Consider the following 24,859-nt stretch of genomic DNA (forward strand, 5'->3'; position numbering starts at 1 on the left):
TGCTTGAAAAAAATGCAAACTCAAATATATTAGGGTTAAAATCTTAATTATTTTCATACCTAATCCTTTTTGTATTATTTCTTTTTCAATTCAAATGCATATGCATGTGCATCAATTGCATCCTTTGGCATTTCAATTTTTAATCCGTCAGCAGTTTGCTCCCATTTTACCTTACCCTTATATCCTAAAAGAGATACTTTCTTAATATTGTCCTTTGCCGAAACCGATTTCATTACAAACTCACCTGTGGGTTTATCCAATACAATTCCGTATACCGTTTTATTATCTTTTGTTCGGGTATAACGGATATCCTTTGCAGAATAAACTAGTTTCTTTTTTATAAAGCTCCCGGTACCCTCCAGTACCGTAGGACCTTCAGCGGCAGTTTTCCATGTGCGTGTACTGTAAATAGCTTCACCATTTGTTTGTAACCAACCGCCCACTTCATGCAGAACATTTTTCTCATATTCTAAAATTGCACCGTTTGAGTTTGGTGCCACATTTAATAACAGGCATCCGTTCTTGCTTACAATATCTGCAAGCATATCAATAATATCATTCGCATCTTTAGTAGGTTTTCTATTTGAGTTAAACCATTGAGGTGCCATAGAATCATCTGTAAGCCATGGTTTGTCTTGCATATCCTTTACTCTGCCTTTCTCATAATCAACAATAGACCCAGGTAGGTATTTGGCGTAGTTTTTACAGGTTGTAGCTACCTGCTTATTTTCATTTATTCCATAATTGTAATAAGAAGCTAAAAAAGGATACATGGTTTCTTCAGGCACTTTACTTTCTCCCATATCAAACCATATCATGTCCGGATTATACTTTTCTATATATTCATCCAATACATCTCGCCACCACTTTTTATAATTATCAGACATTGGATCGTGATATGCATGAGGTTCAAAATATAAATCACGGTATTCTGGATTTGTTCCATCATACGCATAAGAAGGCACAAAATATTGCCATGTTTTACCATGGTGAAACGAAGCAATATAGTTCATGCCTCGTTTGCGGATTTCCTTTTCTAATCCTGCCGATGGATCAATACCAGAATTTTTGCCTGCACACCAACGTGTAACTTCACTGTCCCACATCGCAAAACCATCGTGGTGCATGGCTACTGGTCCGGCAAATTTAGCCCCTGCTTTATGAAATAATTCTGCCCATTCTGCAGCATCAAACTTTTTAGGTTGAAACGTTTTAACCACATCTTTCCATCCAAACTCAGACGGATCGCCATATTTTTTCACATGTGCTGTATACGCCCTATGAGGGCCATCGCTTCGCTTATCTCCGCCATGCGTTAAAACTGAATCCTTTTGATACATATAATAAGGATACCAACCACAAGGCACTAATTCATTTCCTATAGTAGTTGGTGTCCAATGGGTGTAAATTCCAAATTTGGCATCTTGAAACCATTCTGGTACACCATGTTCATCAAGCGATTTAAATGTTGGTTTAAATTGTGCGTTTAGCATTAAAGTAAGCACCCAATAAAACATTACAACGTAGATTTTTACAAATTTCATAACTTTAATAATATTGATTTTAGAAGGAGGTTGTTATTTCTGGCAAATAAACCATAACTAACTGATTTCAAACTATAATTACCAGTACAATATAAGCAAGCGTAAGGCAGAATACACTTTATCCATCATATAAAAAATCTATACATATCCCTTTTTAGACATTTATAAATCTATACTTTTAAAAATTATTGTATAGTTTTATAATTTGTAATAAGTAGTAAATCAAACAGAAATGAAATTCAGAATTTGTTTTATAATAATTATATACATTTCAACAATTAGCACAAGCTACATCCATGCTATACAAAAACAAGAAGACACTTATCGTTTATACAACAAAGCTAACAAGCTAATTTCTGAACAACCTGATTCGGCCTTAATCATGCTAAAATCTATTCTAGATAACGCTCAAGACATTGATGACTCGTTATTATTAAATACTTATTACCATTTAGGGAAACTATCTACACAACTACAAAATTTTTCAGAGGCGTTTGACTATTTTGAACAAGCCTTGCATACTTCGGAAGTTGTTAAAGATTTCATTATGAAGGCCCGTTGTGCTCAAGAATTAGGAAACTTATATACACAATTTGGTAAGGAGGCAATTTCTCACAATTTTCATATACTTTCATTAAATCTGAATAAGTTACTTTATAAAAACGCCATTGTAACATCTAATTCCGTGACTGGCTCTCATTATCACCTAGCCATGCATTACCGCAAGTTTAACAAACTGCAGCTCGCTCTAGCTCATTTAGATACATGCGAAATTATTGGAATTAAAGACAAGCATATAAAAATATACATGAATTACCACAGAGGTGAGCAGGCTTGTATTTATAATGATTTAGGCAGAACTGACTCTTCGAAGGTAATTCTGCACAGAATTAGTGAAGAAATTGAAGATAATTTGAATAACCCCCAAATACAAGATCACGTTAAGGGATATTTAAGTATGATATACTATTACCTTGGTAATGCTTATAAGATTGAGAACAATTATTTATCAGCTATAAAATTTTATACACAGTCGCTACAATTAAATCAAGAATATGGATTATATAACAATATACGTAGCGATGTGCTGGAAAACCTTGCTTATGCTGAGTTTAACGTAAATCGTTTCAGGCAATCCTATATTGATTTAAAACAATCTAAGGCCCTAAGTGACACTAGCTTTAACATAAGTAGTCTGCGTAACAATACCTTAATTGAAATTAAATCGAAATATAAAGATCAATTAGAACAACAAGAGCTAGAGCTACTTGCAAAAGATAAAGTGGTAGCAGAGCAAAGAAGGAGTTTATTACTCATTAGGTCTTTACTTCTTGGTCTCCTGTTAATCATCTTCATTAGCATGTTATTTTACCGGAATCATGTGCAACGCAGACGTTTTAAGCTTGAGAAAGCGGATATGCAACTTAAGCGAAAAGAAGCCAACGAAGCCTTGGAAATAAAAAACAAAGAACTCACAGCCTTTACCCTAAAATTAATTGATAAGGAAGAAACGATTGACGAACTCCTGAAAAGATTAAAAGAAGGAAAAACAGAAGCATCTTCGGTAGAATCCATCGAAAAAAGCATTAAGGCTTCTTCTACAGCCTTATGGGACGAATTTAATACTCGCTTTGTAGAAGTAAACTCAGGTTTTTATGAACGTCTTCAGCAGCAATATCCGGACTTGAGCAAAACAGAACGAAAACATTGCGCACTAATTAGATTAAACTTCTCAGGAAAAGAAATGGCGCATTTATTGGGCATTTCAGTTACCAGTGTTCACGTTTCCAGATATAGGCTACGAAAGCGTTTTGAATTAGAAAAAAGTCAGAATCTAACTAATTTTATTTCCATAATTTGATGCAAGTCCCCTGCAAACCTAAGGCAAGGTTGCATCAGCGATGCAAGTCCCCTGCAAACCTGCGACAGGGTTACATCAGGTACCATATAGCATTTCCTCCTTTATCCTATTTTTACCGATGTCATGGACAGTGCGCCTCCTATCGGTTTATCGTTAAAAATAGATAAACCCTCATTTTTCTCTTGTAAAGCAAGAATGTATAATAATGGTAAATAATGATCGGGGGTTGGTATAGATAACTCAAAAGCTTTACCAAGTCTGGTATAGTTAATTAACTCTTCATGGTTTCCATCTAAAATAAACTGATTCATTTTAAACATGGCTTCCTGGGCCCATTCATGCGCATAAGGCTCATTTATTTTCCTCCAATCCACCAATCTCAGGTTATGAACCAAATTACCACTTCCAACTACCAATACTCCTTTTTTTCTTAATAATGCCAGCTCCTTCCCTATTTCGTAATGCTGCTGTGGCGATTTGGAATAATCTAAACTTAATTGAATAACCGGAACATTGGCTTTGGGGTACATATGTTTGATAACAGACCAGGCCCCATGATCAAGCCCCCATTTATCATCCAATTGCACATTGGTATTGGTAATTAATGCTTGGGTTTCTTTAGCTAACTCAGGGTGCCCAGATGCGGGATATTGTATTTCGTATAATTCACGAGGGAAGCCACTGAAATCGTGAATTGTTTTAGGGTTCTTCATAGCAGTTACCTGAGTGCCTCTGGTTTCCCAATGTGCCGAGATACATAAAATTGCCTTTGGCATTTCTATTTCTTTGGTAACTTTTCTAAAACCTTGAACAAACTCATTTTCTTCGATGGCATTCATTGGGCTACCATGGCCCAGAAATAGAACAGGCATTTTAGGTGTTAGTTCCAGACCGTTAATCAATTTATTTAAATCATTTAGTTTCATAGGTAACAATGTTGCAGGTGCTGCGGCCAAAATATTAGTTAAAAACTGTCTTCGTTTCATACCAAACAAATTAAGTACACCCCAAATGTATGCTATGACCTTGTTTAAAACACTTGACCTATGTTAAGAAATAAAGTGGGAATCTTATTTATTTGCTCTGCTTTCTAATCCTACTTAGGCTTTCTGGTGTTATACCGAGATAGGAGGCTATGTAAACCAATGGTACGCGCTTTAACAGTTCAGGAAGTTCTTTAAGCATTTGTTTATATCGATCTTCTGCGGTTTCCCACATGGTATCGTTCAATCGTTTTAAAGCTTTAAGGTAGGCTTTTTGAAAAAGAATACGGAAATACCTTTCTAAGGTAGGAACTTCGGTATATAATTGCTCAAGGCGATCTGCTGAAATACGAAGAAGCTGGGTGTCTTCAAGAGTCTCGATGTAGTATTTTGATGGTTGTTTTGAGAAGAAACTTTCCAAATCACTGATCCAGCTATTATCCATACGGATTTGATAGATATGTTCTACTCCTTTGTTATCGACATAATATGAACGTACACAACCCTTAACAATAAAGTATATGTAATCGCATTTTTCACCGGGAGCTAGTAGATTTCTTTTCTTTTTAAAAAACAACTCCTCAAACGAAGAAAGAATGATAGGCTCATCTGTTACAGATATTTCTGTCCATTTTTTTAGATAGTATAAAAGTTTGCTTTCCTCCTTCTTGGTCATAAATTTTCAGTTTGAGACTTCCAAAATAAATGGATAATACCAACAAACAAAAATTTATTCATTTACAAACTGCATCAGTCCAAAACTCTTAGGGTTGTGCACATTTTTATCATTACCCTTAAGCGGAAAAATAGTAGACGCGGTTACCCTCTGCCCTTCAACTTCATTCCTATCCTGACGAATGGCCATAAATGTCCAAATGGCTCCTTCTTCGACAGGCGTAACTGGACCCACCGTATAAAAGGCTTCTATCGGAATGGCCATCTCCATGGTCCATCCATTGTCAATATCCGAATTGTCATTGATGGTTCCGTCAATAGTTACCTCAACCTTATATTCAGGATTATAGGCCTTCACCACAAAATTCCCATCTTTATGCACATCGTTGATAAAAACAAAGTCGTTGGCTGTTTTATACAGGTTCAATTCAAAACCGAAATGCATATCTATTTTATCATTGGAAGGAATCAGAAATATTTCGGCACAGTCATCTACAAAGGTCCAACCGTCCCTGTCTTTCATACGGGCAGTGATATATTTGTCCTTACATTCATAAAACAGGTATATGTGATCATCGTCCCAAAGCATTTTTAAAGTTGTGTTTTGCTTGTCGCTGGGTTTCTGAATGTTTTTAAAATAGTTGAATGGGTGAGCTTGTGCTCTTTGCCAGGAAGATTCGTCGGCTCTACCATCAATGATTATTGGCGAAGTTGCTTTGAGGACTTTGATAAGATTCTTTTTATTGCCAGAAGGATTCTGGCAATAAGAGTAACATAGGTTGAAAACTAATATCAAACCTATCGTAGAATATCTATGTAACTTTAAATTCATAATCTTCCAACATTCGACACAAAGCTACTTAGTAAATTCATTACTTCAGTAATGCGTCGACTTTTTTTATACAGAAACCCGAGGTTTCAACTCCGGACTATTAATATTTAACCCCTTCGTGGTTTATTTCTTACTCTAACAACAACTCCTTTTTACCATCAAATATAGGGTCTTTAAATTTCTTCGCCTGCATTAAAAGCTCAGTCTGTAATTTCTTAACGACTTCTTTATATTCCGGATTTTTATAAAAGTTAACCTCCTCATTGGCATCTTTCTTTAAATCAATCAGCCATGGTTTCTCAGATGGCGATAAAATCAATTTATACCTATACGTTAATGCTGCTATCCAATTTTGCGACGAACTGGTCATATAAGTAACCCTATCATCTGTAATGACTTTCTTTTTAGAAGTAAAATCAACAGAAGCATCAATTCCATGTTGTTTTTTAAGTGCAGGCATTCCCATCATCCCTAAAATAGTAGGCGTAAAGTCCGCCGTTGTAAATGCCTTGTTAATTACTTTACCAGGCCTTATTTTACTAGGATAACGAAGTACAAACGGAACCTTGGCTGAAGCTTCGTAAGGGTTACCTTTATTGTGCTTTCGGTGTTCTCCCATTAAATCACCATGATCAGAAGTAAACAATACAATGGTATTATCTGTAAGCTTGTTTTTATCCAAAAAACCAAGAATACGACCTACATTATCGTCGATACATTTTACCATACCGAAATAACGCTGCATTTTCCCCTGATCCAACTCTTTAGCTTCGTTCTTACCTCCAATGGCAGCCCATTTAGGCATCTTATCCTTTGGTGTCTGCATAGTTTTAGGCTCGTTAAAAAACAAATCCTCATACATGGTATCGTATGGAGGTCGCACGGTATTTGGCGTATGTGGATCAGGTATGGAAATCATCATACAGAAAGGCTTGTCTTTGTCCCTCTCTAAAATCTCTAATGCTTTGCTAGCAAGATAATCGGTTGTAAAATTTTCCTTGGTAATTTTTTTAAGGTTTACAGATTGCCTTTGTGTTTGCGCGTCATACTTTCCATACAACACGGGTTTGCCATCTTTTTCATCCAATCCTTTCCAGTGTCCTCGATTGAACATATAACGATTATCTGTAAAACCAAATTTACGATCTGGTTCGAAACCGGGCTTGGCATCTCCATCTAAATGCCATTTTCCCAGGTACGAAGTTGAATAGCCTTCATTTCGCAAAACTTCTGCAAATGTTATTACATCATCATACAAGGGTATATCGTTACGGTACGAACGTGTGGCAATGGGGTATTTCCCTGACACAAAGGAAGCCCTGGAAGGAGTACAAACCGGCGAAGAAGAGTAGAAATTATTACAAACAGCCCCTTCGTGTGCAATACGGTCGATATGAGGTGTTTTTACCTCTACTCCTTTTCCCCAAACAAATGCCTGGTCTTCGTCTAACTGCTCACGGTAACAGCCCAGGGTTCTGAAGTTATGCTCATCGGTAAAGATGATAACAAGATTGGGTTTATCGTTTTGGCTTTCCACCTGTTGAGAAAACAAAAGGATTTCCAATAGCACAAAAGCAAATAATTTTAAGGTTTTCATTGCCAATTTAATTTTTACAACTTCCGATGCAAAGTCATTATAATAGTGTTTGAACTTATTGATGCATCGGTTTTATTAATCGATTATTTAAGGCAGTCCAAAAACTAAATTTAATGCTAAGGCTGTTAAGATCACAAAGTTGGTTATTTTACGGTTCTACACTTTGTTCCATGTTACGGCCTGCTTTGATTACGGCTAACTGAGAACTGCCTGCCAAACACTACTTCAACCTCAGCGGCTCAACCTCACCTAAACCGCCGATGGGTGCATCATGGGCTGTTTTATGCAAGTTAAATTGAGGAAGAATGTTTTGTAACTTCTTGTGCTCATTAATATGTTTTTCAGAAACAGCACTCCAATCGTTAATGACAGGAAAACTGATTAAATCATCCGGATATTTAGACACATCATAAATTTTACCTTTGCCATCTTTCATCACATTCTTTCCTCGTATAAGCTGCATTTCTTTATGATAAGAATATATCCACTTCCTGTGCTCTTTTTTGTTGGTAGTCAGGAACGGCATTAAACTTTCACCGTTTATCTCGTAGCTATCAGGTATTTTCACTCCCCCCAAATCTGCAATCGTCGGTAGAATATCTGCAATATTTGCAAGTACATCTTGCTCACCGCTTTTAGTCATGCTTAGGCATGGTGCATAAATAATCAGAGGTACATGAACCCCTTTTTGGCTTATAGGACTATTTTTTCCATAACCGCTTGTACCATTATCGGCACAAAAAATCAGAACCGTATTGTCTTCTACCCCTAATTCTTTGAATTTCTCAAGATATTGCCATATCTGGTAATCAATATAATTGATATGGGTATGTATACCTCCTTCGGTTACGGTACCATGTGTATTATACTTTCCATTGTCGCCAGTAATTTTAGGTTCTGTTCGGTAGTACTTACCATTTACCCATTCTATTTTAGGCGTTCCAGGCCACTTTTGACGGGTATTTTTATTGATATCTGGACTAAAGAAGTCCCAGCCATCGTGCCCCAAGTGGGTAGTATGGTATACAAAGAACGGTTTTCCCTCCTGATGCTTACGCTCCATAAAGTCAAAAACAAAATCCAACTCTATATCTGGTCCGTAAGTATGTAAACCATAAGAAGCTTTGGATTCTGGCGTATTGGGCCAAATTTCGAATTGAGATTTACTGCCCGGATGGTTCATTAGTTCTACATGAGGTTGCCAATACCAACCAAACTGTTGATAATAATCTACTTCAACACCCGTATCTGTATTGATTAAAATACTTTTGCCGTTCTTCTTTTTCTGCAAAATCTTAAAGTCGGAATAGGCATTATTTTCTTCGTGAACACCGGGTGTAAACACACCCTCATCAAACCCAAATTTATCAACACCACTCATTTGGGTTTTTCCTGCCCAAAGTGTTGCATAACCACCTGCTTTAGCTACAAAAGCATTGGTGTGTGGTGAGCCTTCATAAATAGGCCAGGCTTCTTTTTTACCATCTTCATTAATCCAGGTACCTTTATCTTTGTTGTTCCACCATTTATGTACATGGCCAAACCTACCTGTCATCATCATAGCGCGGCTAGGCATACATACGGTTGATGCCCATGCTGTTTTTATCCAAACTCCCTCATTGGCTATCTTGTCTAGAACAGGAGTTTTCGCCCTGTATATTGGATCAGATGTATCTCCCCCTTGTGGTGGTTTACTCCAAACCGATGAACCGTAGATCGGTATTTCGCGAGCACTAATATCATCGGCAAACACTACAACAATATTTGGCTTACCTGACTTTGATTTTTTCTTTTGTGAGTAAATTGAAAGACTCACACCTATCATCAATAACAATAAAATCGATCGAAACATCCCTTAGAAGTTTTATGAGTATTATTCTATCGGAAAAATAAGATGAAATTTATAATTGTTCCGTCCATTTTTATGCTTTTATACAGGGGTGTTTTGAGTACTTCTGTTGATTTAGTATGAAATAGATGGAATTAAAAACAGAATGATATTGAAGTATTGGATAACATATGGATTTTATTTCGAATCAGGATATGATTGATGTGATAATTAAAATTACTATACGCAAATCCGAAGACAATCAATCAGTCTTTTCGGTAGCATTAGCTTCCATATATGGTAGAACCAATTTTATTCGTGTAAATAAACGAATATTAATAATTCATCCAACCATATAAGATTATATATGGTTGGACGAAAATATCTGAAGCTATTCTTAATAAACTATTAAATACAACCTTTTAAACCTTGATCATTTAAAATAGCTTCTTGGGAAATATATTATTTAATAATAATTTTTTCGGTTATATTACCAACCTGTACAATGTAAAGTCCGGATAGAGGAGTTTGGTACTCAAAATGATTTTGAGCATAAGTTTTAACTAAAACGCCACTGGCATTATAAATATTAATTGGCACTACTTCTTCCGATTGGCTTTTGAAACAAATTTTTCCGTTACCAGCATAGAGTATATATTTCTTTTCATCCGCTTTTTTAATTATATCGGTTGTTAGTGATCGGGGAGTATCGTCATCGTTAACAATAATTTCATCTACTAAACCAAACTTATCTGTGTTATTAAGAATCTGACCTGAGGAATATCTGGAATCACCAATATCAGCACCAATTCTTATTTGTGTAACCTCCAAATCGGAACCCCCTGCAGTTAAAGGAACCACTAAATCCTGCCATTTACTTACATCAGTATAATCATTTGATCTTCTATGGGTCGCTCCATCCGTATTGTAACGAATTCCGAAATCAGGTTGCTCTGCATATAAAACCATGATGTGAATATATTTAGTTGTATTGGCGGGAACAGTAAAACCAATAGGCACATCCACCAATTCCCACCAGACTGTACTTGTTCTTCCTATTTGGAGACACTTATTAGAAGTATTCACACCCGTTTTATCAGGATTATCAATCCAGATAGCTGTAGCTCCAAAATTGGGAGTAACTGATGTTTCTGTTTCAAAATTAACTTCTTGTCCAATTACACTAGCTAAAGGAAGCATAAAGATTGCCAATACTAAACGTAAATTTTTCATATTCATAATATTTTTCAGTTAAAATGTTAATTATGTAGATAAACTTGTTTCTTTATCTAAAGAAATTAATTCGATTAAGAGTAACTAAAACACGATTAGCTTTTCAGTGTGGTTGCCAATTTGTACAATATATAATCCTGCTGCAGGAACCTCAAACTCCAAGTGAGCATCTTCAGCAGATTCAACCAAAACCCCCATGTTGTTATATACGTTTATTTGGGTGTGAAGACCATATAATATCTCCACATAAATTTTTCCATTGCTTGAATAAACTTCATAATCCTGATCTTTAATTCCCTTACCTACAGCAGTATCATAAGATCTTGGAATAGAATTTTCATTTAAGAAGATTTCATCTATCCATCCAAATGTACTTGCCTCAAGAACAAAACCTGCCGGATCATTTTCAAAACCGCAATCTCCCATTAAGCGTAGATTATTTACATCAATTCCGTTGGTACCTCCATTGAGTTCAAAAACCAGGTCCTGCCACTTTCCTAAATCTGTATATGTATTTAAGGGTCTAATATTTCCTTCGTTGCCGGCTTGGTTTAATCGTAAAATAAAATCAGGCTGTTTATCATACAAGACCATCATATGCAGGTAGCGTGTATCTCCGGCAGGTATCGAAAACGAAGTTTCAATGTCAACGAGTTCATACCAATTAGAAGATGTTCTTCCAATCTGCCCACAAGTTGAAGTACCGTTCAATGACCTATTATCGGGATTATCAACAATATTAAAGATGGCCCCATAATCTTCTGTAACCGATACTGGCGACTCAAAGTCAATTAAATTGATACTTGTTTCCTCCAGCGGAGAACCACTTAGCTCAATCTTAAAAATTTCATATTGTCCATTTTTATTAATTTCGAAACTTATTTCATTAGAAGATAATAGTGTTGCGCTTCCTGCTTCTGTTTTATATGGAGCTGCTTTATCTGTTGAGAAGTAATCTTCCGAACGTAACTTTTTTACCGATTTGATATGATCAATGGAAAAACCGCTGACTGTAACGATGACATCGGTTTTTTCGAAATCCTTGCCCATCACAAATAAAACAAGATTATTAGGATCCTGAAGTGCCCCGGTAATCGTTATTCGGTCAGAAACTGTACGAACAACATCACCCTTAAACGAGGCTGCCATTTCACCCAAAATCTGACCGCAAGGAAAAACCACAGACCCGTTCCAGTTTACAATACCTAATCCGGGAACGGAATTATTCACCGGAGGCCAATAGGCAGCTGCATCCACTCCTTCTCTTGCATAGATATGGATAATATCAGGGATAATATTTGCGGCTTCCATATATAGACGTCTCTCATTATAATCCCTGGAAGGCATCCATTCTGACAGATACACAAGCATATCTTTTTGTGAATTGAAATTTTTGGCGCAAGCTTCTATCCGTTCACCTAATTCGCTAATATTATGCGTGTCTGTTGTATAACCCGTATAGGTATGTAGAGCCACACCGTCAACTGCATTATAAGATACAATTTCTGAAAAGTGAGTCTTCATGGCAGTAAATTCCTCGGGAACCGTATAATCACCATTGACAAAAATTTTAAAACTACGAGTCGGAAATTGAGCATGAATATACCCTGTGATCTCCATAGCAATTTTTGAGTACTTCAACAGCTTATTTGCTCTGCTGCTACCTCCTGCAGCCTGTAACCACCACTCATTACCAATTTCAACATATTTTACTTTATCAGGATCAGCTCTTGTAATGGCATCTTTTGCGACTAATTTCAAATTATTAATCGCTGCATCCCATTGCGCTGAACCATATGTTTTTTCCATGGCTGTAACCGTGGGAACAACAATAGAGTAATTCTGTACTTCAGCTTTTAATGATGTAACTGAGGCTCCAGGTTCACTGGGTGTTTTATCCCAACCCGGCGTTGAATTAGAACTCCAGCTATAAAATTCAGACTCCCACCCTCCTGGAAAACGAAACACGCCATAATTGATACTTTCAAAGGAAGTTACAAAATCCGGGAAAGCTGTATTAGAAATCTGTCTCCAGTCATTGTTAATACCAAATAGATCTGAACTTATGGCGACTCTATCATTGGCGTACACTTTTAAGTTGGCAATAGCCTGACCGTTAGAATTTATCAAAATTGTAAAACAGATCAGCAATACTCCTGCAATCCTATGCTTTAAATTAACCATATGATGTATCCTATTTGTATTTATAATAAGGATTTTTTTTAGGCATTTTAGCTCCAACTTCCAATCGCCAATTTCTTAAATCCTGTAATAACTCATCTTTCAAGGCTGGTTGTTCCGGCGACAAATCACGAGATTCGGATATGTCTTTTCTTACATTATAAAGTTCTGCTTTGCCGGTTTCGAAAAGCTCAATTAACTTGTAATCCCCTTTCCTGATAGCTCCTGCTGGCGCATCTCCCTTTCCTCCATAATGCGGATAATGCCAATACAAGGCGTTGCGGTTAAGATTTTTACCTTCTAATAAAGGTAAAAGACTCACACCATCGATTTCTTCAGGATTGGGTATATCAAATCCACAAGCATCTAATAATGTTGGATAAACATCAACTGCATGAACAGGCTCTTTGCAAACACTACCTGGTTTGGTTTTACCTGGAATCTTAACGATGAATGGCTCTCTAATTCCACCCTCGTATAACCAGCCCTTACCGCCACGTAAAGGAGCATTACAAGTAGGAGATGTTTCTGCTGTTGACAAACCACCATTATCAGAAGTAAAAACAACAATGGTATTGTCATCCAGACCGGCACTTTTAAGATAATCCAAGACCCTTCCGATGTTTTCATCCATACTCTCAATTAGTGCTGCATATTCGGCATTATTTTGTACCAGGCGTTCCTTCCAGTGCCACTTTTTTTGTGGCCAGTCATGATACCATTGCACATCCTTTGTAAAGGTGTTCATGGTGTCTAACCCCATTTTTTTGGCTTTTTCATTGTAGTAAGGTATCTTCTCCGGTTTAGGATGGATTGGGGTATGTACCGTGTAAAAAGACAAATACAATAAGAAAGGATCTTTCCTATTATTTTCCATCCAATCAATACTCTCGTTAACCAATCTGTCTGTTAAAAATTCATTTTCCGGACCATCTTCTAAATGTGGGTTATTATAGGGCGTATAATATGAACGATTCCCTTTTCTATTTCCATTAGGCCCACCCTTTAACCAACCTGCTATATTTTTATCAAAACCCTGATATTGTGGGTAGAACAAAGAATCTTCAGCAAGATGCCATTTTCCGACAAAACACGTACTGTAATTTTTAGCTTTAAAAGCATCTCCAAAAGTAGTTTCTTCCAGTGGCAAATTATATACATTTTGAGGGCCTATCATGGCATAATCCGATAACTCTTCCGGTGTTTTCTCCGCTTGATATCCCATGATCCAATCTGTGATCCCTGAACGAGGGGTATATCGCCCGGTTAATAAACTAGCCCTACTCGGCGAACAAACACCGCAAGAGGCATAAGCATCGGTAAACATCATACCTTCGCTAGCAAGTCGATCAAGGTTTGGTGTTTCATAAAATTCACTTCCCTGAAAGCCGGTATCTCTCCAACCGAAGTCATCGGCCATGATGACAACAACGTTAGGCTTGCGTTGAACTTGCTTATTCTTAGTACAGCCTATAAATGTAGTAGTTGCTACAAGCAACAAAACCAAACTCCTGTATATCATATTTATATATTTAAATATTATTTGTTTTCATTTTCAGTGAAAAATCTAAAAATGGTGAATCTAAGAGGAACAACAAGTGTCAGCCAGATTTCTTTTACTTAAAAATTAAGTTTAAAAATTATGATTGATAGGGCACAAAAGAGCCATACGATCCCAATCACTAGATAATAGTTAGAAAGAAAAGTCTTTATGGTTTTCATTCCATTTATATTTTTAATTAGTTCAGTATGCTATTTGTTTGATTCAGTGTTCCAAGCAGGAGTCTTCTCTCCTTTTAAATGTTTTATAAAGAAATCGCGACGTTTACGTTCTCCGTAATTTCCTCCTAAGGTGTGGTTTACTCCCGGCAAAACAACTAGCTCAAAATTCTTGTTTGCTTTTATTAATGCGTCTGCCACTTGCATGGTAGATGCTGGGTCGACGTTATCGTCCACCTCACCCAGAATCAGCATTAAATTTCCCTGTAATTTATGTGCGTTAACCACGTTTGAACATTCTTCGTACTGTTTTTCAATGGGGTAGCCCATCCATTGTTCGTTCCACCATATTTTATCCATTCGGTTATCATGACAGCCGCAAGATGAAACCGCAACATCGTAAAACTCCGGGTGAAACAAAACGGCACCGGTTGAACTTTGTCCACCTGCCGAGCCTCCAAAAATCCCCACATGCTCAATGTCCATATACGGGTATTTTTCAGCTGCCGCCTGCATCCATTTGATCCTGTCGGGGAAACCGGCATCTTTTAAGTTTTTCCAACACACATCATGAAAAGCTTTAGAACGGTTCGATGTACCCATTCCATCAATTTGAACCAGGATAAAACCTAGTTCAGCCAAGCCTGCAAAGCGGCGATTAATTCCGAGAAATGATTTTGGAACAAATGAATTATGCGGTCCGGCATAAATATATTCTATCACCGGATATTTTTTTGCGGGGTCGAAATTAGAGGGGCGGTAGATCAGTCCCCAAATATCGGTTTCACCATCTCTCCCTTTGGCAGAAAAGACCTCTGGCATATTCCAATCGGTTTCTTTTAACGTAACAATATCCGTTTCTTCTAAAGTCCTAATGACTTTCCCATTCTGAGCATTACACAGTACTGTTTTTCCGGGTAAATCGGCTCGTGAATAATAGTCAACAAAGTATTTAAAATCGTGGGAGAAAGTAACTTCATGATTGGCGTTTTCTGTTGTTAATGCTTTTAAACCTTTCCCATCAAATCCAATTCGATAGTAATGTAAATGATACGGGTCTTCATTCTTATTTTTCCCGCTGGCACAAAAAATAATTTCACGTTTTTCTTCATCAACATGAACTACTTTGCGCACCACCCAATTACCTTGCGTAATTTTATTTTTCACTTTGCCGGAATTATCGTACAAATACAAATGGTTCCAGCCATCACGCTCCGACATCCAAATCATCTCTGCCCCGTCATTTATATCATACCGATATCTTTTTCCAGTATAGAAAAAAAATGTTTCAGGGTTTTCTTCTGCAAGTACGGATAGATTACCCGTATTCGCATTCACTTCAAGAACCGTATATTTTTGATGGCCACGTTGGTTGTACTCAACAGTAAACGCCCTGCTATCTTTTCGCCAGTCTGGGTCTGACACGCCATATTGATTCATGTAACTACTAATGTCTACAGGAATCCGGCTCATCGACTCAATACTAAATAAACAGGGTTGTTTAATGGGTAAAGCATCGCCGGGTTTAAAATACTCCACCTGCTTTAATTTGGGTTGTAACTGCCCTTTTGGAGAAGACTCCACAAACTTAATAAATCGTTTTTCCGACGGTCGGAATTTATTTAAAGCGATGCATTTTGAGTTGGGCGACCATCTTAAATATGAACTATAAAACTCACCTGGCGAACCATCAAAGGTTAACTGTGTAGCTTTCCCTGTACTATCTTTTACAAACAAATTATTCTCATGAATGTAAGCTGTATATTTTTTATCTGGTGAAAGAATTGGCTCCTGACCCAGTTCATCTCTGGCTATTGCCCAATGCTTTTTAGTTGCTGGTGTTTTTACTCTGTCTTTTTGAATTAATTGATTTTTACTGGTTAGATAAAGCCAATTATATCCCTGGCTTTTGAATAGAAAAGTATCCGCATTTGCTGAAACCTTCTCATCGGTTAAAGTCAGTTTCTTCCAATCTTGCTCTTTTTCCTGAATATCCGATAATTGTTTGAGCAATTCGTTCTGATCAAACACTTCCTGCTTTTTCTCGCTTTCTGCATCTACAAACCAATATTGATTCCCTTCTGCCGTATGGGTTTTATACCACATGTTCGAGGAATTGTTAATCGGATGAACACTCTTCACCTGGTTATAAATCAGTTTCGACATCTGGTTAACAAGAGAATCCGCCTCTGAGTATATTTTACCCGAATACTGTGCTGATGAATAAACCGATGCACCTAATAAGAGCACTATGAAAAATAATCTTAATTGCATAACAAGCATAATTAATTTCAAAATAAGATGGTACTTTCTTTTCCCTTCAAATTAAAAAGGAGTCAAACTAATAATTTCATCTGCCTGAACCTCCGTCTGCGGTTTAAAGTTATCACCGCTCATATATTTTTTTAAGCTGAACAATAGCTGACGAGCTTCAGGACGGGTTTCCAAATCCGATTGCAAATCAACACCAGTCATAATTAGCTTTCCAATGCCAACCTTTGCCTCAAATATTAATGCCAGATTTCGGTTGGTTACCCAATCGTCTATAATACGAACTATCGGATCTGGTTTATTAGCAAAATCTTCAAGCGAAATGGCATTTGAATGGCTCATGGCATCCCACCATTGCCAGTTGCTGTGGTATTCGCTGGGGAATTCAGAAAGTGCTGGATGGTCGGGATTACATAAAATACCCAGCGTATGTGGTTTCTGTCCGTTGGTCCATGCAGTATTCCAAAACATACTTGAAAAGCCAACAGCCACTTCCCCGCCCTTGCCTTCTTTTATACTGCCTTTTTTAACCGTCAAAAGCACTTTGCCTCCTTCTTCCAGAGTTTCCAATGCCGTTTTATTCAGGGTTGAAACCACCAGAATATCATTCCCAACTTCGGGTAATTTATCTGGATACACCCAAAAATCCCATGAATTAACAAAACCAGCTACGTCAACTTGCAATTGGAATTTTGAAGCCGATTCTACTTCAAAAGTTTCACTTATTGAACCCAATTTCTGGTTATGCCCCCAATGCAAATCCTGTTTATTAAACGCTCCCTTACGAACAAGCTGACCTTTCTCATCCACTACTTTCCATGTAGGAACTTCCGAAGTCATTTCATGTTCACCGTAATGAGCGACCTCAATATCCGCTTCTATTTTCTCGTCACTGGTAAAAATCATTTTTGTGAATCGTGCAAGGGGCACTGTTTCGTTACTAAACTGACGGAATTCTTCGGGAGAAATATATCCTTTCTCATCCCAAAATGGGTCGAGCACTCCAACCAAAGCCGTTCCCTGCCCAGGAAAATCATGTAAGTCGAGTAGTTGAAATCCGCCAAAGCCTTTGGTACGCAATGCCGCTTCAATATCCGCTTTATAACAAAGTGCTTGTAATTTACCTGATGCCTTTACAAAATCGTCGGCCAGATGCAGCATACCATGTGCCTCAAGGCTTTTCTGGAAGATTTCGAAGTTTGTAGCTTTAAGCACGCCATCGTATTTAGGAATCTCTTTAAAGTTGGGATAAACACACCATTGCCCAATCTCATGACTTACCATAGGAGCAGTTAACTCAGCTACAGTTTTCTCCCAATCGTAATCGCTTCGAGGCGCTTCTTTATTTATAATACTGTTCAGATTTTGATTCCATCCCTGTATGCGTGTTCCTCTATGCACATTATGAAAATCATTCTCGGGAATAATTGGCCATCCTGCACCCGTAGTATAAACCCGACGTGAATCTCTAGCCTTCCAATACTTCACAAATTCAGTTAAATAGGCTTTATGATTTTTGCCATGAGGTTCGTTTCCATAGGGCATGAGGCAAAACGAAGGATGATTACCATACGCTGCTACCATACGCTCACTCTCTTCGTATAACCATTGATCTACACCGTTGCCAGCCCCCAGATTCGTTGCCCAGGAAGAAGCTTCAACCTGGTAATAAAAACCCAATTTATCAGCTGCCCGGAAAGCGGCTTTGGGTGGACACCATGAATGAAAACGGATGTGATTTAAACCGTGCGCCTTACAAACATTTATAATTCGTTCCCAAGCTTCAACATCAGTCGAAGGGTAACCTGTTTTTGGAAAAATGGCACACTCCAATGTTCCCCTAAGAAATACCGGACGACCGTTAATCGAAAAGCCTCTATCTTGTGCGCGGAACTCACGCATACCAAAGTTCCCGGTCCATAAGTCGCTGTTATCACCCGACTGCAGCTCCACACGTAGTTCATACAAATTAGGATGAAATTCGTCCCATAGAAGAACCTCATCACCCAATGGTAAGTTGACTATAACAGAGGAAGAATCAGTCCCACTATCAAAAGCGACTTCTATACTTTTTACATCTTGTACCTTTTCACTATTGAAGACAGATGCAGCTATTTTTAATTGACCTGATTGCTTCTGCTGGCTGCTATTCTTAAGCTCAATTTCTAAACGTGCTGAATTTTTCGCTATATCCGGGAAAATTCTCACATTAGAAATAGCTATGACATCCTTTCTTATTAATTGAATATCGCCAACAATCCCATTCCAGTTACTTTGTGTATTGTCGCTAATGCTATGCGCATCTATTCCTACATTAATATCATTTACACGGTTATCTATGCAAATGGTAATGATATTTGAACCCACTTTCAGGAACTTACTTAAATCGTAGGTATGAGGAACACCCAAGGCATTCTTTAAACCTACATAGGCATTATTCACCCAAAGCTGGGTCTCCCAATGAGGACGTTCTAAATACAACTCAATACTTTTGTCCTTCCAACCTTCAGGTAAGGTAATCTCTTTTTGATACCAGGCTCTGCCAACATAATGATAATCGGAAATTAACCAAAATGGGTATCTAAACTTATCATCGCTTAAATATGGCTTATAATTTTCATCGTCAAACCAGGACTTACCCGCTGGATATTCTTTCCATGTATTACCGGTAAATTTGGTATGGTAGCCTACAGGTAAGCCTTTTTGTTGTTCTGGCATTGAGCCTGGAAGTATAATTGAATCAGAAAATTCCCTGGCATACCATCTTTCTCTAATTCCTTGATCCAAACTATCAATTTGGAATTTCCATTGTCCGGATAAATTAATTTTATCTACCTCTTGGGTTGAGCAACTATACAATAATGACACACAACACACAAAAAAGCATAAACTAATGATATTTAAAAACTTATTCATAGTTATATAATATTTCTAAGGACCTATCAATAATTTCTGGTATCCTATATTTTAACGATTCTTTTAACAGCTTTTGTTTTATGCCCAAGCAATTCTATTAAATATCCGCCTGGTTGCATATTACGCGTAGTGATTCTTAACTTCTGATTTTCAGTTATTATGTCCTTGTTTATTAGGGTTCCATCAATCGAATAAATACGGTAGTGATTAAAATCTGCCCTATTATTCCATTCTACATTTATCTGATTCTGAAATGGATTTGGAAAAACCTTAATATCTACGTACACTAGATTATCCCTTATGCCTACGTTACGATATTGACCTTTTATATACAGCTCGGCAACATTGGTATAAGGAGTACTGTTGACATCAGACAACGCAACAAATTTAATGTACTTACAATTCACCGTCTGACCCAAATCAATAGTTTTCAAGGTGTTATCACCATTAAATTTACCCATTGATAAAGCCTCACCCCAATTATTAAGATCATTAGTTCCATAGAATTCATAGTCTATCACATTTCCATTGGTTTTTCCATCCTGGCGTGGTAGATACTTAAAACCGCTTATATCTGCTGTTTCACCTAAATCTATTTGTACCTCATGGGGATGTGCAGGCTGACTACCTGACCATTGTGTAAACCAAAAAGTATAAGGGTTGTTATCAAAAGCATCAACAGCCAGATGGGGATTTTCTTCATCCTGACTATCTGCACTAAGCAAGCTCCATGTATCTTGCTTAAGCAATGTAGGATCTATTTCTGTTTCACTCAATGATTTCCAAACACGAATATAGTCCACCTGTGTTTCGGTCAAATAACCAAGCGGTAAATCAATAAAATACTGATCGCCACTTAACCCAAAACTTGCCCCATTGGAAAGCCAAAGAAACTCGGGACTTTTCACTACCCATTTAGGATCTGAATATCTTACTTTAAAAACACCATCATAATAGATATCCATAAATTGTTCAGTCCAATGAAATCCCCAGGTATGAAATCCCGAATGTATGCCTGGTGTATCATATTTTTTGGTATTCGCTTTATGATCTGCTCCATATCCATCAATATGAACAACGGACTTTGTATAGTCCTCTGTCCAGGCTGTTTCAAAGATATCAATCTCAGCCCCATCATTGGCGGTTCCATCTACATTACCCATATTTGGACCTTGCAACCAAAAGGCTGTATGCGTGCCTTTTGCAGCATCACCCACCTTTATTCGTGCTTCGAAATAGCCATATTGGGTTGAATACTTATTATGACTTTGTATTGATCCGTTGGTCATGGCATTGTTTCCGGTTTTATGAACCTTTAAAATCAAATTGCCGTTCAGAACAGAAACATTCTCAGGTTTCCATCTCCAATCATAAATTCCAATATTAGGTCGTGCATTTCTCGATTTGGTGCTGTTATCAATATTCCATTTAACCGTATTTACTTCTGTTCCATTAAATTCATCACTGAAATCCAGTTTCCATTCCTTACTAATTATATCGTTTGCTGGTTTTGCATTTTCAGGTGTTTCAGCATCGATAAACTGAGAATAAACATTGCCTACCAATAGCAACAATAATATAGTTGAAAAAGAAAATTTCATATACTTAATAAATAAGAGATTATTAGACAAAATATAATAGACTACGAACACAAGCTGTTCTGTCAAAGCGATACAGCTTGTGCAAGTTTCATCTATTTATTTTTTAATTACAGTTTTAGATATACTTCCCTTCTCTCCTGATAACCTTACAATATAAACGCCTGGTATTATATCTTGAACCCTAATGCTAACTTGATTCTGATATTCTGAGACATCGCCTTTTTTAATCATCCTTCCAGACATATCTAATAGTTCCCACTCAGAAAATAAATTGCTTATTTCATAACTAATATGTAATTCATTTATAAATGGATTTGGATAAATCTTTATATCCTCTTCATCAATCAAATCATAGATGCCCACATTAGAAAATTCTTTTGAGCCAATTGTTATGGTATCTGAATACGCTGAGTTTCCTATATCGTTAAAAGCATAAACCCTAAACCAATAAGTTTCATCCTTATTTGTATTTTGGAGATTATAAGTAGTCGCATCCTTACCTGAAGTATAAATAGGTGTGAATGCATTGTCTACAAATTGTTCAACGACAAACCCTTTTTCATCCTTAGACAAATCCATCCATACCAGCTCTATTTGCGTATCAGATAACCTTCCACCTTGAACAAACTGAGGAGCATTCGGTAACGTTGGTTCTAATCTTTTAGTAAGGATTGACAATTCTGCACAACTCGCAAAGTTAGTTCCATTAACACCCGATAAACCAACTAGTTTAATATACCTGGCATTTTTACTTCCCGAAAAATACACCTCTTTTAAATCTGAAGAACCTTCCCAGGTTCCGCTACCAGCCTTAGTCCACGTTGCATTATCATTAGAAATATAAAACTCATAATCTTTAATGCTTCCATTTGTTTTTCCATCCTGTCGTGGCATATAGCTAAAACCGATAAAGCTATGCGTTTCATTCATATCGATAACAATTTCATGAGGATAAGGAGGTTGTCCGCCAGACCATTGCGTAAACCAGAATGTTCCGGGATTATCATCAAAAGCATAAGTTGCTAATTGTGGATTTACATAATCTTCACTATCAACGCTTACTAACGTCCAAGTTTTTTTAGAAACAGTGCCTTCCGATATAGCCTTAATAACAACATAGTTAGAATAATAAGATTCATCATTTGAATGAAACGCTTTTACTCTATATTGATAACTTCCTTCTTCAAGAACATCAGGTTCGATATACGAAACGGTGTTGGCGCTTACACTGGCTACTTGCTGAAAAACACCATTTCTTGCTCGTTCAATAATAAAACCTTCTTCATTATCCGAATTATCTTCCCACTGAAGGCTAATTGTGCCTTCACTTCCTACTTCGGCAACTAAATTATCAGGGTATATAATATTCTGGAAATTCTCATCGATTTTAAAGGTTAATATACCACTCCCATAAGTTGCAAACTTAACTGCATTTTGTTTTGTTATAAACTCAACATCAGTATACTCTACGTAAGGAATTGATGCGTCATTCATCTCATACCACCTATCATCATCTACAGAGTAAACCCATATACCTCCAGAACCACATGCCGCATAAATAAATTTCTCATCAGCGGATAAATCAAAATCTCGTATCCTATATACATCCAAACCATTATTATGGTTGGTAAAGGTTTTACCGCCATCTTGACTAATCAAAAAAACTTTTCCAACACCGGCATAATAAACTACTTCTTCATTCATATTCGAGGCCCTTATAATATGCTGATTTCTATGGTAATTATATGATTGGTCATTTGCTTTAGGCACTGAACCCAAATAAGTAGTTTTCTCAAATGTTTGTCCGCCATCCAAGGAATACAGGAAAACGCCATTTTTAACAGAAACATACCATCGCTTTGTGTTAATGGGTGAGTATCCAAAGCCGGTAATTTCACTACCCGTTTCTTTTTCAAAATCGAAATAATGCTTTGTTTGAATAATCGATTGCTGCTCAGGGTTAAATGTTAATTTAGATAAATTATTTCCATAAGCTAAATATACAGCATCCTCATTTTTGTTAGGAGAAGGAATCATTGGTGCAGCCCACCAATTACCTGTCGGGTAATTAATTGAGATAAGACCCGAGTTTTCTGCCAAAAAATTTGATTTATGGTAAATCGTTCCAAAATACATCCAAGTCCAAACAGAAGCATCATTATTTGCTAATGTCACTCTTAATCCGTCAGTTGTTCGCACATCCTCTGTGACTGCCTCATTTGAAGAAGTCAAAAAGCCAACAGTTCCTCTATCCTGGGTGCTGGTGAACGAACTGTAATAATTTTGTCCATGATCTGCATCGTAACACATTTGGGCTGGCGCTCCATAGTTCAACGATACATAACTTGACCAAAGCTCAGGCGTATCGGATATATAACATCCGAAATCTTTACCTAAAAAGAAAAAACAACTATTATCTTTTCTCTTATAAAATTTCATATGGTGTACATCCCAACCTAAGCGGTGACCGAAATTACTAAAAGATGTACCATAATTTATTGATACATTAGCATCTAAGTATCCTCTTACTATTACATTGGGTTTATTTGGGTGTACATCTCTGGCATTTGTATCTCCACTTTCATTGCTTATATCTATCTGCTTATGTGTCCAGCTTGCTCCTTTATCTGTTGAATAGTAAATATTTGAATATTTTGTTGCAACGTAAAAATGGTAGTTCCCATTATAATAAGTCCCAAAAATCCTATCCAAACTAACAAAGGTATTTGATGATGTATTTACTAATGTAAAATCGTGAGCATCTACAGCATGCTCATAAATGCTGACTTTGGAATCGGCATAATTATACACGGCTAGAAACACTGATTCAGAATTATGGACTCTAAACATTTTTACATAATAGCTGCTGGGGTTAAATTTTGTTGAGAGTGGCAAGTATGTTGTTCCATCATCACTGGATACATAAACCTGTTGGTTATTTGAACTTGTTTTAACCAGTACAAATACTTTATTGCCGTTTTCTGTTTTTACAATGGCTCCTTCGTATGTGTTAGCAGTAAACTGCACGCCGCTTGCATTAATCCATTCCTTTCCTTCATTGTCGCTATATTGCATCCTGCTGGCAGCGCTGCGAATCATCCTGAAAGATTGATCTGCTTTATTTAAACCGTCAATATAAGAGGTACTGAAGTTTCCTGTGTGATTCATCACTTCCCAATCGGTTTTCGAATCATCTCCGGACTCTCTGTTAATTTTCCAAATATGTCCGGCATAGCTTATAGCATAAATAACATCATTGGCTTGGTCGTATACAGACCCTACTGTTCTAAATCCATATGGACTCCCATCGTATGTTAAAAACCTAAACTGCTCCCACGTCCCAGTGATTTGCCCATCCGCATAAGATGATGTGTTGGAAACACTCTTTAAGGCATTCTCCGCTTTTAATGATCTTTCCTGACGTCTTTTGTTTACGGCTTTTTCTTCGGCTGAAAGAGTAAGTTTAGGACGTTCTTCATGTTCTTTATCTGTTTTAAGTTCTGCTTGCTCTGTATAGCCTAATTTTTGAATTGGTCTTGATTTATGAAAAATCAATCCAACAATAACACCAACAGTCACTAACAAAAATATTACTACATTCTTTTTCATATTAAAGCG

General features: G+C 37.1%; 14 protein-coding genes. 1 reads left to right on the plus strand and 13 read right to left on the minus strand.

The annotated features are described in order from the left end of the window. Positions 1 to 74 precede the first annotated feature (74 nt). Positions 75 to 1,544, minus strand: coding sequence for an alpha-L-fucosidase (locus tag ACT29I_RS06995; RefSeq protein WP_444793050.1), 1,470 nt, complete (start codon positions 1,542 to 1,544; stop codon positions 75 to 77). Positions 1,545 to 1,776: 232 nt separating this feature from the next. Here ACT29I_RS06995 and ACT29I_RS07000 point away from each other — a divergent pair, with 232 nt between their 5' ends. Next, the gene (locus ACT29I_RS07000; protein WP_430934897.1) at positions 1,777 to 3,405 is read left to right on the plus strand and encodes a tetratricopeptide repeat protein; all 1,629 of its coding nucleotides are present in this window, start codon (positions 1,777 to 1,779) and stop codon (positions 3,403 to 3,405) included. 101 nt (positions 3,406 to 3,506) lie between these two features. On the opposite strand, the gene ygiD is transcribed toward ACT29I_RS07000, so the two are convergent. The 12 genes from ygiD to ACT29I_RS07060 form a co-directional block, all read right to left on the minus strand. Next, positions 3,507 to 4,391 carry a 4,5-DOPA dioxygenase extradiol gene (ygiD, locus tag ACT29I_RS07005; RefSeq protein ID WP_430934896.1) on the minus strand — a complete coding sequence of 295 codons (885 nt, stop codon included), beginning with the start codon at positions 4,389 to 4,391 and terminating at the stop codon, positions 3,507 to 3,509. Positions 4,392 to 4,479: 88 nt separating this feature from the next. Then, positions 4,480 to 5,064, minus strand: a complete 585-nt coding sequence (locus ACT29I_RS07010; RefSeq protein ID WP_430934895.1) for a Crp/Fnr family transcriptional regulator — start codon at positions 5,062 to 5,064, stop codon at positions 4,480 to 4,482. Positions 5,065 to 5,118: 54 nt separating this feature from the next. Then, positions 5,119 to 5,895: a carbohydrate-binding family 9-like protein gene (locus ACT29I_RS07015; protein ID WP_444793051.1), complete on the minus strand. Its 777-nt coding sequence runs from the start codon at positions 5,893 to 5,895 to the stop codon at positions 5,119 to 5,121. A gap of 130 nt (positions 5,896 to 6,025) precedes the next feature. Beyond that, positions 6,026 to 7,492 (minus strand): sulfatase family protein, encoded by a 1,467-nt coding sequence (locus ACT29I_RS07020; RefSeq protein ID WP_444793052.1) that lies wholly within the window; start codon positions 7,490 to 7,492, stop codon positions 6,026 to 6,028. 220 nt (positions 7,493 to 7,712) lie between these two features. Then, the gene (locus ACT29I_RS07025) at positions 7,713 to 9,344 is read right to left on the minus strand and encodes a sulfatase-like hydrolase/transferase (RefSeq protein WP_444793053.1); all 1,632 of its coding nucleotides are present in this window, start codon (positions 9,342 to 9,344) and stop codon (positions 7,713 to 7,715) included. Between the two features lie 438 nt (positions 9,345 to 9,782). Further along, positions 9,783 to 10,553 carry a T9SS type A sorting domain-containing protein gene (locus ACT29I_RS07030; RefSeq protein WP_444793054.1) on the minus strand — a complete coding sequence of 257 codons (771 nt, stop codon included), beginning with the start codon at positions 10,551 to 10,553 and terminating at the stop codon, positions 9,783 to 9,785. Between the two features lie 84 nt (positions 10,554 to 10,637). Next, on the minus strand, positions 10,638 to 12,737 hold the full coding sequence (locus ACT29I_RS07035) for a hypothetical protein (RefSeq protein WP_444793055.1): 2,100 nt from the start codon (positions 12,735 to 12,737) through the stop codon (positions 10,638 to 10,640). Positions 12,738 to 12,747: 10 nt separating this feature from the next. Further along, entirely contained in the window at positions 12,748 to 14,256 is a 1,509-nt protein-coding gene (locus ACT29I_RS07040; protein WP_430934889.1) for a sulfatase, read from the minus strand. Between the two features lie 230 nt (positions 14,257 to 14,486). Next, positions 14,487 to 16,727, minus strand: a complete 2,241-nt coding sequence (locus ACT29I_RS07045) for a S9 family peptidase (RefSeq protein WP_430934888.1) — start codon at positions 16,725 to 16,727, stop codon at positions 14,487 to 14,489. Positions 16,728 to 16,778: 51 nt separating this feature from the next. After that, on the minus strand, positions 16,779 to 19,640 hold the full coding sequence (locus tag ACT29I_RS07050) for a sugar-binding domain-containing protein (protein WP_444793056.1): 2,862 nt from the start codon (positions 19,638 to 19,640) through the stop codon (positions 16,779 to 16,781). Positions 19,641 to 19,684: 44 nt separating this feature from the next. Continuing rightward, complete coding sequence (locus ACT29I_RS07055; protein ID WP_444793099.1) at positions 19,685 to 21,292, minus strand: discoidin domain-containing protein; 1,608 nt, start codon at positions 21,290 to 21,292, stop codon at positions 19,685 to 19,687. 45 nt (positions 21,293 to 21,337) lie between these two features. Beyond that, positions 21,338 to 24,850 carry a discoidin domain-containing protein gene (locus ACT29I_RS07060; RefSeq protein WP_444793057.1) on the minus strand — a complete coding sequence of 1,171 codons (3,513 nt, stop codon included), beginning with the start codon at positions 24,848 to 24,850 and terminating at the stop codon, positions 21,338 to 21,340. Positions 24,851 to 24,859: the final 9 nt, after the last annotated feature.

This window comes from Saccharicrinis sp. GN24d3 (assembly GCF_052400645.1).
In the GTDB taxonomy this organism is placed as follows: Bacteria; Bacteroidota; Bacteroidia; order Bacteroidales; family Marinilabiliaceae; genus Saccharicrinis.